Annotated in this window: 15 protein-coding genes; 8 read left to right on the forward strand and 7 right to left on the reverse strand. The window is 64.1% G+C overall.

Annotation, left to right across the window (positions count from 1 at the left end; genetic code table 11):
• Positions 1 to 26 precede the first annotated feature (26 nt).
• Both FGL95_RS00085 and FGL95_RS00090 read right to left on the reverse strand, forming a co-directional pair.
• The gene (locus tag FGL95_RS00085; RefSeq protein WP_169584152.1) at positions 27 to 872 is read right to left on the reverse strand and encodes a DUF4097 family beta strand repeat-containing protein; all 846 of its coding nucleotides are present in this window, start codon (positions 870 to 872) and stop codon (positions 27 to 29) included.
• A 54-nt stretch (positions 873 to 926) separates the two neighbouring features.
• Positions 927 to 1436: a toxin-antitoxin system HicB family antitoxin gene (locus tag FGL95_RS00090; RefSeq protein WP_169584153.1), complete on the reverse strand. Its 510-nt coding sequence runs from the start codon at positions 1434 to 1436 to the stop codon at positions 927 to 929.
• A gap of 193 nt (positions 1437 to 1629) precedes the next feature.
• On the opposite strand from FGL95_RS00090, the gene FGL95_RS00095 reads away from it, so the two are divergent.
• Positions 1630 to 1974, forward strand: a complete 345-nt coding sequence (locus FGL95_RS00095; RefSeq protein ID WP_169584154.1) for a hypothetical protein — start codon at positions 1630 to 1632, stop codon at positions 1972 to 1974.
• Here FGL95_RS00095 and FGL95_RS00100 read toward each other — a convergent pair whose 3' ends face one another.
• Entirely contained in the window at positions 1975 to 2469 is a 495-nt protein-coding gene (locus tag FGL95_RS00100) for a GtrA family protein (RefSeq protein ID WP_338079654.1), read from the reverse strand.
• A gap of 129 nt (positions 2470 to 2598) precedes the next feature.
• On the opposite strand from FGL95_RS00100, the gene FGL95_RS33250 reads away from it, so the two are divergent.
• The 6 genes from FGL95_RS33250 to FGL95_RS00130 all read left to right on the forward strand — a co-directional run bounded on the left by FGL95_RS33250 (position 2599) and on the right by FGL95_RS00130 (position 7064).
• Positions 2599 to 2832, forward strand: coding sequence for a cation:proton antiporter regulatory subunit (locus FGL95_RS33250; RefSeq protein WP_476726930.1), 234 nt, complete (start codon positions 2599 to 2601; stop codon positions 2830 to 2832).
• The gene (locus tag FGL95_RS00110) at positions 2819 to 3277 is read left to right on the forward strand and encodes a CBS domain-containing protein (protein ID WP_169584156.1); all 459 of its coding nucleotides are present in this window, start codon (positions 2819 to 2821) and stop codon (positions 3275 to 3277) included. Before FGL95_RS33250 ends, FGL95_RS00110 begins: the two co-directional genes overlap by 14 nt.
• 16 nt (positions 3278 to 3293) lie before the next feature.
• Positions 3294 to 4607 (forward strand): ArsB/NhaD family transporter, encoded by a 1314-nt coding sequence (locus FGL95_RS00115; protein WP_240962621.1) that lies wholly within the window; start codon positions 3294 to 3296, stop codon positions 4605 to 4607.
• A 14-nt stretch (positions 4608 to 4621) separates the two neighbouring features.
• Positions 4622 to 5578, forward strand: a complete 957-nt coding sequence (locus FGL95_RS00120) for a histidine kinase (protein ID WP_169584157.1) — start codon at positions 4622 to 4624, stop codon at positions 5576 to 5578.
• Positions 5575 to 6219, forward strand: a complete 645-nt coding sequence (locus FGL95_RS00125) for a response regulator (protein WP_169584158.1) — start codon at positions 5575 to 5577, stop codon at positions 6217 to 6219. Before FGL95_RS00120 ends, FGL95_RS00125 begins: the two co-directional genes overlap by 4 nt.
• An 83-nt stretch (positions 6220 to 6302) precedes the next feature.
• Positions 6303 to 7064, forward strand: coding sequence for a L,D-transpeptidase (locus FGL95_RS00130; RefSeq protein ID WP_169584159.1), 762 nt, complete (start codon positions 6303 to 6305; stop codon positions 7062 to 7064).
• Between the two features lie 6 nt (positions 7065 to 7070).
• On the opposite strand, the gene FGL95_RS00135 is transcribed toward FGL95_RS00130, so the two are convergent.
• The 4 genes from FGL95_RS00135 to FGL95_RS32105 form a co-directional block, all read right to left on the reverse strand.
• Positions 7071 to 7436, reverse strand: coding sequence for a hypothetical protein (locus tag FGL95_RS00135; protein ID WP_169584160.1), 366 nt, complete (start codon positions 7434 to 7436; stop codon positions 7071 to 7073).
• Positions 7437 to 7553: 117 nt separating this feature from the next.
• Entirely contained in the window at positions 7554 to 10259 is a 2706-nt protein-coding gene (locus tag FGL95_RS00140) for an MGH1-like glycoside hydrolase domain-containing protein (protein WP_169584161.1), read from the reverse strand.
• A 14-nt stretch (positions 10260 to 10273) separates the two neighbouring features.
• Positions 10274 to 11275 carry an LLM class flavin-dependent oxidoreductase gene (locus tag FGL95_RS00145; protein WP_169584162.1) on the reverse strand — a complete coding sequence of 334 codons (1002 nt, stop codon included), beginning with the start codon at positions 11273 to 11275 and terminating at the stop codon, positions 10274 to 10276.
• A gap of 36 nt (positions 11276 to 11311) precedes the next feature.
• A complete protein-coding gene (locus FGL95_RS32105) occupies positions 11312 to 12403 on the reverse strand; it encodes a transglycosylase SLT domain-containing protein (protein WP_240962622.1) in 1092 nt (363 codons plus the stop codon).
• Positions 12404 to 12715: 312 nt separating this feature from the next.
• Here FGL95_RS32105 and FGL95_RS00155 point away from each other — a divergent pair, with 312 nt between their 5' ends.
• Positions 12716 to 13372, forward strand: a complete 657-nt coding sequence (locus FGL95_RS00155) for a pyridoxamine 5'-phosphate oxidase family protein (protein WP_169585163.1) — start codon at positions 12716 to 12718, stop codon at positions 13370 to 13372.
• Positions 13373 to 13383 lie beyond the last annotated feature (11 nt).

A 13383-nucleotide genomic window follows, 5' to 3' on the forward strand; every position in this document is an offset into this window, starting at 1 on the left:
AATTCACGCACGGTTGCTGACTGGATTCACGAACGGCGGATCAGGATGTCGCCGTAGCTGGTGTTTGCGTGGACCTCGACCGTCTCCTCCGTGGCGGCCGGGGCCTGGGATGCGTCCATGTAGTTGTGCACCCGACCGAACCCGGTGTGGACGTCGAGCCGAGCGGCTGTGCCGGAACGAATACCGACCTCGATCTGGCCGAAACCGGTCTTGACCGTTGCCGATCCGCGGACCGCCGCGCCGATTCGAATGTCACCGTTCGCGGTGTTGCCGGTGATATCGCCGGCCGCGTGATCGACGGTGATATCGCCATTGGCCGTGTTGACCCGCAGACTTCCGGTCACACCGCCAACCCAGATGTCGCCATTGGAGTTCTTGATCACCGCATTGCCGTCGATCTCGCGGACCCGCAGCTTCCCTGAGCCGGTCGTGATTTCGGCGTTGCCTTGAACGAGGTCGACGACGATTCGGCCGGCGCCGGTCGTGAGGTCCGCGGACTTCGCCTGATCGAATTCGATGTCACCGGCGCCGGTCTTGACTCGGCAATCGCCCAGCCGACCCGCGGACCGGAACGCCCCCGCACCAAGATCACCCTGCACGTGCGACCCTTCCGGGAGTTCGATCGCCACGTCGATCGATCCTGGCTTGGAGAAGATGCCGAAGCCGCGCGGCTTGGGCCCCTTCACCAACAGCCGTCCTGATGCGTACTCAGCGCGCGTCTGCTCGGCGGCGCGGACGTCGACATCGTTTGTGGCATCGCTGGGCGTGACGGTCACAACGGTGTCGTCGCGGTCGCTGGCTCGTACGGTGACCTCGCCCCACGCGATCTCGATGGTGGCCGAAATCGGTTCTGGTGTCTTGAAATTGGGCATGGCAAATCCCTTCGTGTCGTTACTCGTGTTTTGTGTGTGCTGCGGGGCGCTGCGCTAGCGGACCCACCCGGTGAAATGCTCGCCGCCGCGCGCGACTCCCCTACCCGCCGATTGACCGTGACCGTCCGGCTCCAGCGCTGCCGCAGCCGACCGCACCAGCCAGGCGTTGACCGACAGTCCCGCCTGGCGTGCCGCCTCCTCGACTCGACCTTTGAGGTCCTCGCTGAGGCGCAGATTGATTCGGGCCATCGCACCCTCGTCGGCTTCCGGTGCCGGGCGAACGGCAATTTCCGTCACGGGCGGCGCTGCCGGGGGCGAGAGCTGGGGCAACGTGACCACAAAGCTCGGCTCGCGGCCACGCAGCCGTACGTCGACCGACCCTGGAGCGAGATCACGGGTGATCTCTGCTGCAGCGGCGGACAACGCTTCGAGCAGGACGAGCCGGACGGCCGACTCGAGGGGTGTCGCCAATCGCTCGGCCAGTTCACGGGCTTCGTCGCCGCCCGCTTGGGCAGCTACTGCAAGTTCGTGCTGGAGCGTGTCGACGTAATCTCTCAATTCCATGGCACCATCATGGCACCATTATGGTGCCATGGCAAGCCACTCTGGCTCACTAATGTGCCGCGCCTCGAGGCCGTGATGAAACACATAGCGTCACTGACTAATTGAACGCTTTGGTGCGCAATGAGAGCAGCGACACGCGGCGCAACCCGCAGTAGCGGGGGTAGCCTCGAACGGGTTGGGAAGGTGGTCTGCCGTGAGCAGCAGTCAAGGAAGCGTTTTCATCGTCGGGGACGATGGTCTGGATCAAGCCGCGTTCATCGCGGGCATCAGACGGATGATCGTGGGTAATGCACGATTGGATTCCGTCGTGTCGGCGGCGGTGATTCGGCATATCGACTTCCTGCTCGCCTCCAGTGGCGTGCGTAACGACGACAAGCGAATCGACGAGCGCGCCGCCCAGATCGAAGGCGGCATGCGCAATGTCCTCGACCTCGGCAACAGCTTCGCCACCCCCAACACCGGGCAGTTCAAAAAGCTCATTGCCAGCGCGCGCCCTGAACCCGCACCGGAACCCGAGCGCAAGCGTCGGAAGAAGTAGTCACCCTCGCTCGGCGGTGCTGCGCACCCGAAACACCACCCACCGCATCGCCGAGTACATGAACACCGCCTCGCATGCGCCTGCGATCAGTCGGGCGACGTGGTACTCGACACCCACTGCCGCGAGTCCGCTGCCGATCCCAAGAATGAATGCCGCGTAGTTGATCGCGACCACCACCGCGTAGAGCTCTGCCTGCCGACCGACCGGCGCGTGGGAGCGGAAATTGAAGGTGCGGTTCAGCACGAAGCTGAGGCCGAAGGCCAGCACGTAGGCCGTCGTAACAGCCACTGGCACCGGCCAATTCAGCCACCCGTGGAAGACGGTCAGCAGCGCGAGATCGACAGCGAACGTGAACCCGTTGATGATCGCGAACCCCAACAGTGTCGGCGCGACGATGCGATTCAGCCCGAACGGCAGCACACGAACGACCGCCGAACAGAAGGCTGCGAACCGGTCGACGAAGCTCGCCCGCGTCACGTCCTCGTCCACCGCCACGACGCGAGCCTGCCAATCCCGGATGTCCGCGAGGCAACATTCAACCGAACGGATGGGTGCCACTACCACCCGAAGATGGGTGTGCCGCCGGATAGTCGTGGCGCCGTTCGTTGAACAGACTTGTGCACCATGGAGATCGAGCGCACGACAGTTCCCGGCACGGGGGTGCTACACCTCTGTTGCCCTCGTTCCGGTATCGAACTCGGTGTGCTTGCCGACAACTCCGGGCGTCGTCAGCTCTTTGTTTACGACGGCGACGATCATGACGTGCCGCTTCGGGTGATCGTGCTTGACCCGGACGAAGCGGACCAACTTGCCGAGATGCTGCACTGCCGCTGCCGAGGTGGCCATGCGAGCGCGTGATATCGCGGCGACTCTGCCGACCGTCACCATGCGCGACCCGGTCGCGCAGGCAGTCCAGCTGATGGTTGTACGCCGCCTACCAGGGTTGATCGTCGTGGACGATCGATCGAAGCCGGTCGCCGTACTGCCCGGGACCCAGGTGCTCCGGCTGGCGATTCCGCAGTCCTACCAGTCGGATCCGGCTCTCGCGCGGACGATCGACGAGGTCCATGCCGATCAGTTCTGGCAGGAACTCCGCAGCTTGACCGTCGGCGATTGCCTGCCTACGCCGGTTGCCAAACCGCTGACCGTGCTGCCGCAAGCGACGTTACTCGACATAGCCACCCTCATGGCCCGCCATCACAGTCCGCTGGTTGCCGTCGTCGATCGCGCGGGCGAACTGATCGGCGGCATCACGCTCGAACGTCTGCTGACCAGCCTCGCCGTCTCCGGACTGGGCGGCTGAGCCGATGGGGTCGGCGATGGATACCGCACTCGGGTTCGCAATTTCGATGAAACCGTTTGCTGCGCTTGTCATCTTTGCCGTGGCGTTCTTCTTCATCGCCACCGAGCGCGCAGACAAGGTCAAGACCGTCTTGATCGCTGCCGGTGCCATGGTGGTACTCGGCCTGGCGCCGGGCGACGAGGTCTTTTACTCCGAGCATGACGGCATCGACTGGAACGTCATCTTCCTGTTGCTCGGGATGATGATCATCGTTGGGATCGTCAAGCAGACCGGGCTGTTCGACTTCCTTGCCATTTGGGCAGCCAAGAAGTCGGCGGGCCGACCGTATCGGTTGATGGTGATGCTGATGCTGATCACCGCGGTCGCGTCGCCTGTGCTCGACAATGTCACGACCATCATGTTGGTCGCGCCGGTCACTGTCGTCGTCTGCAATCGGCTCCGTATTGGGGCTCAGCCGTACTTGATCGCCGAGATCCTCGCGTCCAACATCGGTGGCGCGGCGACGCTGATCGGCGATCCGCCGAACATCATCATCGGCTTGCGAGCCGGCCTGTCGTTCAACGACTTCCTCGTGCACATGGCGCCCGCCGTCATCGTGATCTTCATCCTCTTCGTGCTGTTCGCCCGGTTCCTGTTTCGCAAGGCGTTGCACTACAACCCGGACCATGTCGAAGCGGTGATGGCGCTCAACGAACGGCGCGCGATTACCGATCCGAAGCTGCTGGTCCGATCGCTGAGTGTGCTGGCGTGCGTGATCACCGGGTTCGCCATCCATTCCATCGTGCACGTCGCACCATCGATCGTCGCGCTGGTCGGTGCGGGCGTCATGGTTCTCGTGTCCGGCCTCGACGTCGGTGAAGTCCTGCAAGAAGTCGAGTGGGCCACGTTGGCGTTCTTCATGGGCTTGTTCGTCATGGTCGCCGGGCTGGGCCACACCGGCGTCATCGAGGCGATCGGAAACTGGTCGATCGGGGTCTTCGGGTCCGACTACTTCATGGCGGCAACAGCGCTGTTGTTCGGGTCGGCAGTGATCGGCGCGTTCGTCGACAACATCCCCTACGTCGCGACGATGACTCCTGTCGTCGAAGGGATGGTCGCCGAAATCCCCGATCCGCAGACCGGGCAATCGCTGTGGTGGGCCTTCGCATTCGGCGCAGACTTCGGCGGCAACGGCACCGCAGTGGCCGCGAGCGCCAACGTCGTCGCAATCGACATCGCCCGGCGAAACGGGCACCCGATATCGTTCTGGCAGTTCACGAAGTACGGAATCGTCGTCACGTTCGCCAGTTCGGTCCTCGCATGGTGCTACGTGTGGCTGCGCTACTTCTAGGAGGCGATAGCCAGGTGTCCCTGTTCTGGCGGATTTTCGTGTTGAACGCGGCCGTACTCATTGCCGCGACGGTCTTGCTGCTGGTCGGTCCGGTGACGGTGTCGACGCCGGTGGTCCTCACCGAGGCGATGATTCTGTCGGCTGGGTTGGTCGCAATGCTGGTCGCGAACGCGATCCTGCTGCGTGTGGGCCTCGCGCCGCTGCACCGACTGACTCGCGCGATGACGACCATCGACCTTCTTCGACCGGAGCCCCGACCTGAAGTCGCAGGTCATGCCGGAATCGCGGACCTGTTCACCGCGTTCAACACCATGCTCGATCGGCTGGAGACCGAGCGTGCGACGAGCAATGCGCGAGCGTTGTCGGCCCAAGAGTCCGAGCGCCACCGGATTGCGCAGGAGCTGCACGACGAGGTCGGTCAGACGCTCACGGCTGTGCTGCTGGAACTGAAACGGGTCGGCGACCAGGTACCTGAGCCGTTGCGCGCCGACGTACGCCAAGTGCAGGAGATCACGCGCGGCAGCCTCGACGAGATTCGGCGGATTGCGCGCCGGCTGCGCCCAGGCGTGCTCGAGGAATTGGGACTGGTCAGCGCGCTGAAGGCGTTGGCGTCGGAGGTGTCGGCGCATGCCGGCTTCGCGGTTCGGCGCACGTTCGATCCCGCACTCCCCGACATCGGGCACGACGGCGAACTCGTGCTGTATCGGGTTGCGCAAGAAGGGCTTACCAACGTCGCCCGGCACGCGTCGGCGCACAACGTCGACGTCACGGTCCGGGCGGCACACGATGGAGGGATCGACCTGTTGATTCGCGACGACGGCGTTGGCGTGAACGGCGCAGCAGAAGGTGCCGGAATCCGTGGGATGCGTGAACGTGCTCTGCTCGTCGGCGCCAAACTGACCCTGCGGACTGTGCAGGAAGGCGGAACCGAGCTGTCGCTCTCGGTGCCGCCGCTGGGGAGCCGGCCGTGACGCGAATTCTGCTCGCGGACGATCACCAACTCGTCCGGCGCGGCGTGCGATACATCCTCGACAACGAACCGGACCTCACGGTCGTCGCCGAGGCGGGCGACGGCGCCGAAGCCTTGGAACTCGCGAAGGCACACCTTCCCGACCTCGCGATTCTCGACATCGCAATGCCGCGACTGACCGGGCTGCAGGCTGCGCGGGAACTGTCGCGCCAGCACCCGGACATGCGGATCCTGATCTTGACGATGTACGACAACGAGCAGTTCTTCTTCGAAGCCCTTCGGGCGGGTGCGTGCGGCTATGTCCTGAAGTCCGTCGCCGATCGCGACCTCGTCGAAGCATGTCACGCAGCGATGCGCGACGAGCCGTTTCTCTACCCGGGCGCCGTGACCGCGTTGATCCGCAACTACCTCGATCGCGCCAAACAAGGCGAGGACCTACCCGCGAAAGCCATCACCGATCGCGAAGAAGAAATCCTCAAACTCGTCGCCGAGGGCAATTCGACGAAGGAGATCGCGGACCTACTCGTCATCAGCCCGAAAACCGTTGAGCGCCATCGTGCAAACCTGCTGCAGAAGCTCGGTTTGCGTGATCGTCTCGACCTCACCCGATACGCCATCCGCGCAGGGCTGATCGAGCCGTAATTTTTCCCATTTCCACTGGCCCAAGTGATCTTGTAGTGCTTCACTTGAGATAGCTATCCGCGTCTTCCCAAAGGGGGCACGTCATGCGGAACGCCCAGCTATCAGCACGTTTCGTGCTCGTTTCCATTATGGCGGTGTTGCCCGGCCTCGGTCTGTGCAGCGTTGCCGCCGCGGGCGCCGCGAGTCCATCGGTGAGCTCGGCGGCCGTTCGCTCGGTCGGTCCGGCAGGCGGCGACGTCGTTGGCGTCGCGGCGCCGATCACAATCGGTTTCGCCACGCCGGTGGTCGACCGCGCACTGGCCGAACGGACGATCGCGATAGTTCCGTCACGCCCGGTGAGCGGACACTTCACGTGGACGAACGACACCGAAGTCCGCTGGAGTCCGGACGGCTACTGGCCGGCCTATACGGACGTGATGGTCGTGGCTGGCGGACTGAAGACGGACTTCAAGGTCGGCGCAGCGTTGTACGCGGTCGCAGATTTGTCGGCGCATGTGTTCAACGTCAGCATCAACGGCGACCTGGTCCGCGAAATGCCTGCCTCGATGGGCAAACCCGGCCACGAGACACCGACCGGGCAGTTCTCGATCATCGACAAATACCGCACCATCGTGATGGATTCGTCCACCTATGGTGTGCCGGTCAATTCGCCGGAGGGCTACAAGCTCAATGTCGATTGGGCGCAGCGGATTATCGGTGGCATCTTCGTGCACTCCGCACCGTGGTCCGTCGACTCGCAGGGCTACGAGAACGTCAGCCACGGCTGCATCAATCTCAGCCCGAGCAACGCGCAGTGGTACTTCAACAACTCCCACTACGGCGACCCCGTCGTCGTGACGTGGTAGTCGCGGTCAGTTCCAGGCCGCTGCGACGACGACGTTGAGGATGGCGAGCAAGCCCGCGACATGAGTCAGCGCGGGGACGAATTCGCCACGCTTCGCTTTTCCGCGCCCTATCTCGGCCGCCGCCGCAACCGCAAGGGCGACAACGAGTTTGACGCCAAGCTTGGCGTGGTCGGGATCCTTGCCGAGCGAATCGATCGACTCGGCCATCCCGACGAGAATGATGCCGGTGATGATCTGGGCGCGGGCGCCCCACACCATCACCTCTGACACTCGCGCCTCACCGCTCCCGAAGTAGACGGCACCATAGCCGCCGACAATCGCAGCCATGCCGAGCAGATGCGCAATCACGAAAAGGTCGTACACGAGGTTCACGGACCAAGGGTGCCATACGGTGAATCCGCCGCTCAGTCCCACATCAATGCGACATTCAACCGATCTAAGCGGCTGAATGTGACATTCATGCGGCCGCCCGCGAGCGGAGCGAGCCGTTCACACCCGCGGCGGGTGGCGGGAAGGGTCACCCGACCTGCGACGGCAGAGGAGGTGGGCGACCAGGGCGGTCCAGCCGGTTTGGTGAGTTGCGCCGAGCCCCTCGCCGGTGTCGCCGTCGAAGTATTCGGAAAAGGTGATGTGGTCCCAATGCGGAGCGCCGGTGGATTCGATGCGATCGCCGTCGCTGGGTCGCTTGCCGTCGGGACCTTTGCGGAAGAGGTCGATCAGTCGGCGGTCGATGTCGTCGGCGGCCTCGGCGGCGGTCATGGAATTGCCCGAGCCGGTCGGCACCTCGAACGTCGTTGTGGCGCCGAGGTAGTCGGCATAGATGCGAAGCGAGTCGGCGAGCAGGACGTTGACGGGGAACCAGATCGGCCCACGCCAGTTGGAGTTTCCGCCGAACAGTCCGCTGTGTGATTCGCCCGGCTCATAGTCGATTTCCATCCATTGCCCGTCGATTTCGGTCGCGTACGGCTCGCGGTAGGAGGCCGACAGCGAGCGAATTCCGTTCGGGGACAGAAACTCGTCCTCATCGAACATCCGCGACAGCACCCGCGTCACACGCGCGGGATCCATGAGCGAGAGCAAGGCATGGTTGCCATCCTCGGTATCCCGGTCCAGCAGTCCTTCGACGAGGTCGGGCCGACGCGACTGCAGCCAGCGCAGCCTCGCGGTGAAGTCGGGAAGATGGTCGGCCGTCCACGCCGGGGCATGGGCGACCGCCAGCAGCGGCAGTAGCCCGACCATCGACCGCACCCGCAGCCGTTGGTATGAACCGTCGGGCCGCAACAGAACGTCGTAGAAGAAGCCGTCCTCCTCGTCCCACAGCACGACGTCGTTGCTGCCGAACCGGCGCATCGCCTGCGCGATGGACAGGAAATGTTCCAGGAATTTGGTCGCGCACTCGTCCCACGCCTTGACTTCGATCGCCAATGCAACCGAAATCTTCAGCATCTGCAGGCAATAGAACGCCATCCAACTCGTCGCGTCCGATTGTTCGAGCCGGAAGCCGACGGGCAGCGGTGCGGACCGGTCGAATAGTCCGACGTTGTCCATCCCGAGGAAACCGCCCTCGAATACCGAGGACCCGTCGAGGTCTTTCCGGTTGACCCACCAGCCGAAATTGAGGAGCAGCTTGGTGAAAATTCGGATGAGGAAGTCGCGGTCGCGTAGCCCGTCGATGACGTAGACCTGCCACGCCGCCCACGCATGGACCGGCGGGTTCGCATCGCCGAACGACCATTCGTATGCGGGCAGTTGACCATTGGGGTGCATCGCCCATTCCCGACACAGCAGCAACAGCTGTTCTTTCGCGAAGTCCGGGTCGACGTGCGCGAGCGCAACGCAGTGAAAGGCCAAGTCCCAGGCGGCGAACCAGGGGTACTCCCAGTCGTCGGGCATCGAGATGACGTCGGCGAGCGAGAGGTGCCGCCACGTCGCGTTTCGCGCGTGCCGGTCGGCGCGCTCGGCAGGCGGCAGCGGCTCGTCGGGGTCGCCACCGATCCAGCTTTCGATGCTGTAGCGGTAGATCTGCTTGCCCCACAACAGACCTGCGAACGCACGACGGGCGATGAGACGGTCCTCGTCGTCGAGCCGTGGCGGAATGACCTGCGCATAGAACTCGTCCGCCTCCGCGCGACGGTCGGCGAGGACCGCGTCGTAACCGGTGTCGAAGGTCGTCTCGTCCGGTACATGGGTCGACATACGGAGCCGCACCCGGACCGTCTCCCCCGGCGCAACGGAGTCGAACGAATACCAAAACGCTGCCTTGGTTCCCGCACCATCGCTGGCCACCGCCGATTCGTCACCGTGCACGACGCGCGCATTGATGCCGTCTTTCGTTGTGGCCGTCTTGTTCTCGGCGTTCCAGAGGACTGCGGCGTTGGATTCGTTCTCGCACACCAATACTTCGGGCGGGCGGTAGGCGACACCTTCGGCTGAAACGTAGAGCCTGCCGAGGTAGTCGTGCACGCACTCGACGGCGCGCAGATTCGTGGACTGCAGTTCGGTCGGATCCAAGCAGCGCAAGGTCGGCTTGCGCGGGTCCCGGCCCCAGGTCCAGGTGTTGCGAAACCAGACCTGCGGCAACAGATGCAGCGGCGCAGCCTCCGGACCGTGGTTGGTCGCCTCGATGATCATGCAGAGGTCGTCTGGCCCGGCCTTGGCGTAACTCACCGTGACGTCGAAGAACCGGTCCTCGTCGAAGATTCCGGTGTCGGCGAGCTCGTATTCCCGCTCGTCTTTGCCGCGGCGCGCGTTCTCCTCGCGCAACTTGGCGTAGGGAAACTCGCCCTGCGGATAGCGGTAGAGCAATTGCATCCAAGCGTGCGTCGGCGTGGAATCCAATGCCCACCAATACTCTTTGGCATCCTCACCATGGTTGCCTTGTTCGTTGGCCAGGCCGAAGAGGCGTTCCTTGATGATCGGGTCCTTGCCGTTCCACACCGCGACGGCCAGGTTGAGAAACCCGTACCGGTCGCACACGCCGCCGATTCCGTCTTCACCCCAGCGGTATGCGCGCAGGTGCGATTGCTCGAACGGCAGGTACGACCACGCATCGCCGGTCGCGGAGTAGTCCTCGCGGACGGTTCCCCATTGCCGCGAGGACACGTACGGACCCCACCGCCGCCACGGACTGCCTGGCTTCGGCGATTCCGCCAGACGCGAATGCTCTGCGGATAGGTGATCTTTCGACGACGTCACCGCGATATCGTCGCCTATCGAGCCGTCGGTCGCATGCCTTCCAAGATGTAGTCGAGTTCTTCGACCGGCCGATTCGGCGGCAGCACGAGGGTCGGCTCGTCCGCGCCAGCGGCGTACCAGCTGTCGAGGCCGGCCCGGGCGGTCTCGGCGTCGCCGCACAGCGTGAGCTCGTCGATCAACACCTGCGCCGATGCGGGGACCTCGGCGGTCCCGCGGCCTGGATTCGCGGCGAGTACGTCGTCGACCGCGGCACCGAACCCGCGCTTGCGCAACTCGCCGGCGTACAGCGGCCCCATGCTCGTCAAATAGAACGACACCCACCACGCCGCGACCGTCCGGGCCACGGCCGGGTCCGGGCTGATCCCGACCGGAATTCCTGGGCTGATGGTCGGCAGCGACCGACCACCCGGCACCCGCCCGGCACCCTCTTTCAGCAGAAGGACGCCGTCGGTAAGGCCTGACCGCGGCATGAGGAATGGGTACCAGGCGTCGGCGAGCTCACCGGTCAACCGGATCGATCGCGGACCGAGCCCGGCGATATTGATCGGCACCGGCGCGGCCGGCCGAACGGCCAACTTGAGCGGGCGAGTCTCGAACGGCTCCGACGGCGTCATGCGCTCACCTGCGAGCAGGCCGCGGACCTGACGGGTGATAGCGCCGAGCTGGGCGATCGGATCACGGAATGCCTTGTCGTGCAAGCCTTCCGCAAGGGAGGGGCTACCTGCACCGAGTCCGAGGGAGAATCGACCGTTCGACAACTCGGCAAGGCTCGTCGCCGCCATCGCGATGGTGCCTGCGCTTCTCCCCCACACATTCAGCACGCCGGTGCCGATCCGGATTCGACTGGTCTTCAATGCCACTTCGGCGAGCAGAACCGTCACATCGTGGCCCCAACCCTCCGCCGCGGAGAACGACGAATAGCCCAGTTCCTCGGCCCTGGTCGCGACGTGAACTATCACGTCGCGCCGTGTCTCGAGTGGCGTTACTCCGACAGCAAGCGGCATGAAATCAGTCATACATGGGGATACGTCGCCGAGGAAGGTCGAGTTCACTCAGTATCCGACGTATCCCGTTCCGCTTTGCACTCCCTGAATGCCCGGCACATTGGCGACCGAACCGTAGGTATCGATCGCATACCGGGTAGCGGCGACGATGTTGTCGACCGGGTTCCAGATATCGCCGTGACCAGCGACCGAGTACGCGTTGAACGTGCTGTCGATGGTCTGCATGATGCCCTTCGACGGGTGGCCGGCCTCGCAGTTCGAATCCCACAGGTTGATCGCGTGCGGATCACCGGCAGATTCGTGCGCGATGATGGCTGCGAGGTGACTCGGGTCGATCTGACTCGTGTCGACACCGTTCTCGCGCAACACCGCGAGTGCTTGCTGAATCCAGTCGGCAACCTCACCCGTCGGCGCCGGACCGCTCGGCGCCGAGTTGGTGGTGCCGTGACTCGCGCTGACGGCGTTTTGAATGTGCGGACGGCTGCTCGTCGTGGGACGGCTGGTGGTGATGGGAACCGCGCTACTCACCGGATTTTCGGTCGAAATCTTCGCCGGCTGGGTGGTGGTCGTGTCGGCAATGTTCGACATGGCCGGCGCGGTGACCGCCGACGCGAGGGCGGTCGGCACGCTGACCTGCGGGGTGAGTTCGGCCATCTGCGTCGCATGGGTCGTGAGCTGGGCCCGCACCTTGGCCACCACCGCGAGCGCGCGCCCCAGGTGCTCGGTCGCGACCTCGACGATCATCGCCACCCCTGTCGGAGTGGTCAGCGTCGGTGCCGAGGCAACGGCTATCGAGACGAACGACTGCAAGATCCCCTCGATTTCCGCCATTCCGGCGGTGACGTCAGCAGCGGCGGTGGTGACGACGTCGGCAATGGAGTTGCCCCGATCGGAGATGTTGGCAGTCGAGTTCTGTGCCTCGACCGCAACATTCGTCGCGTTGTCGGCAGTTCGACCGCTCCATGCGCTTTCCAGCACACCGAGGCCGGTTTTCCCGAGTGCATGCACCGACTCGAGCGTCGCAGAGGTTGCCTTCAGCACGGCTGCCGGACCGTCCGTCGGAAACGTGCCGTCCCCGAAACTGTTCAGTAGTTGCACGATCGGCTGTGCAAGCGCCGTCACATCGATTGCACCGGTCATCGAATTCCCCCTGCTGTGCTCGCTCTTCGAAACTGCGCTCGCCCTCGAATGCTTGGACGCCCCAGCGCACGTATCGGTTCCATCCCGCGTTCGTCCCCAGTGGGAAAATCTACCACCGCGCGATATGTCTCGGTTTGATCACATTGCAATCACGGGCGTGTCACACTACTCTGCAGGCGCAGCCATTCGCGATGGACCGAAATTCGAGGATTTGTCATGGCGTGGTGGAAGAGGTTGAGCACAGACGTCGTCGGCGCAGATGATCGGCGCTACCGCGGCGAACGAAACCGGATCGCACACCGCAAGCGCGAAATGACCGAGCGATCGTCCCCCACGGCAGACCTACGCCCCGGCAGCGCCGGCGAGCATCACCTCCAAAACAGCTTCGGGACCACCGAGCGCGCAGACCGCTTCTACGCCGACCAGTTGCTCGACCACCTCAACGACCGAATGATCGAGTTCGTCGGCCGCCAGGACATGGCGTTCATTGCCACCGCCGATGCCGCAGGCGAGTGCGATTCCACCTTTCGCGCGGGAACGCCAGGGTTCATTCAGGTCATCGACGAGCGCACGGTGGCCTATCCCGAGTACCGCGGCAACGGCGTCCTCGCCAGCCTCGGCAACATCAGTGAGAATCCTCACGTCGCGATTCTGTTGATCGACTTCGTGTCCGATCTCATCGGTCTGCACATCAACGGAACCGCCGAGATCGTCGGGAACACTGCGGGTGACAGCCCAGTCGGTCGCACGCCGGAACGCTGGGTGCTCGTGCATGTCGAAGAGGCATACATTCACTGCCGCAAGCACATTCCGCGGATGGTCCCTGCGCCGCGCCAACGGGCGTGGGGCACCGACAATCCGCTGACGAAAGGTGGCGATTTCTTCGCCGCCAAAGCCGAACGGCAAGAGCCTGCGACCGTGGCTGAACCTGCCCGCGAACACCCCGTCACAGCTGAATCGATCGCCTAGGCCATCGACGC

Source organism: Antrihabitans stalactiti, assembly GCF_012932915.1.
In the GTDB taxonomy this organism is placed as follows: domain Bacteria; phylum Actinomycetota; class Actinomycetes; order Mycobacteriales; family Mycobacteriaceae; genus Antrihabitans; species Antrihabitans stalactiti.

What these genes read in the sequence shown, in the direction of transcription:
- FGL95_RS00085 (WP_169584152.1), bottom strand. Translation starts at nt 872, where the DNA reads ATGCCCAATTTCAAGACACCAGAACCGATTTCGGCCACCATCGAGATC.
- FGL95_RS00090 (WP_169584153.1), bottom strand. Translation starts at nt 1,436, where the DNA reads ATGGAATTGAGAGATTACGTCGACACGCTCCAGCACGAACTTGCAGTA.
- FGL95_RS33250 (WP_476726930.1), top strand. Translation starts at nt 2,599, where the DNA reads ATGGAGATCGAGCGCACGACAGTTCCCGGCACGGGGGTGCTACACCTC.
- FGL95_RS00110 (WP_169584156.1), top strand. Translation starts at nt 2,819, where the DNA reads ATGCGAGCGCGTGATATCGCGGCGACTCTGCCGACCGTCACCATGCGC.
- FGL95_RS00115 (WP_240962621.1), top strand. Translation starts at nt 3,294, where the DNA reads ATGGATACCGCACTCGGGTTCGCAATTTCGATGAAACCGTTTGCTGCG.
- FGL95_RS00130 (WP_169584159.1), top strand. Translation starts at nt 6,303, where the DNA reads ATGCGGAACGCCCAGCTATCAGCACGTTTCGTGCTCGTTTCCATTATG.
- FGL95_RS00145 (WP_169584162.1), bottom strand. Translation starts at nt 11,275, where the DNA reads ATGACTGATTTCATGCCGCTTGCTGTCGGAGTAACGCCACTCGAGACA.
- FGL95_RS32105 (WP_240962622.1), bottom strand. Translation starts at nt 12,403, where the DNA reads ATGACCGGTGCAATCGATGTGACGGCGCTTGCACAGCCGATCGTGCAA.
- FGL95_RS00155 (WP_169585163.1), top strand. Translation starts at nt 12,716, where the DNA reads ATGACCGAGCGATCGTCCCCCACGGCAGACCTACGCCCCGGCAGCGCC.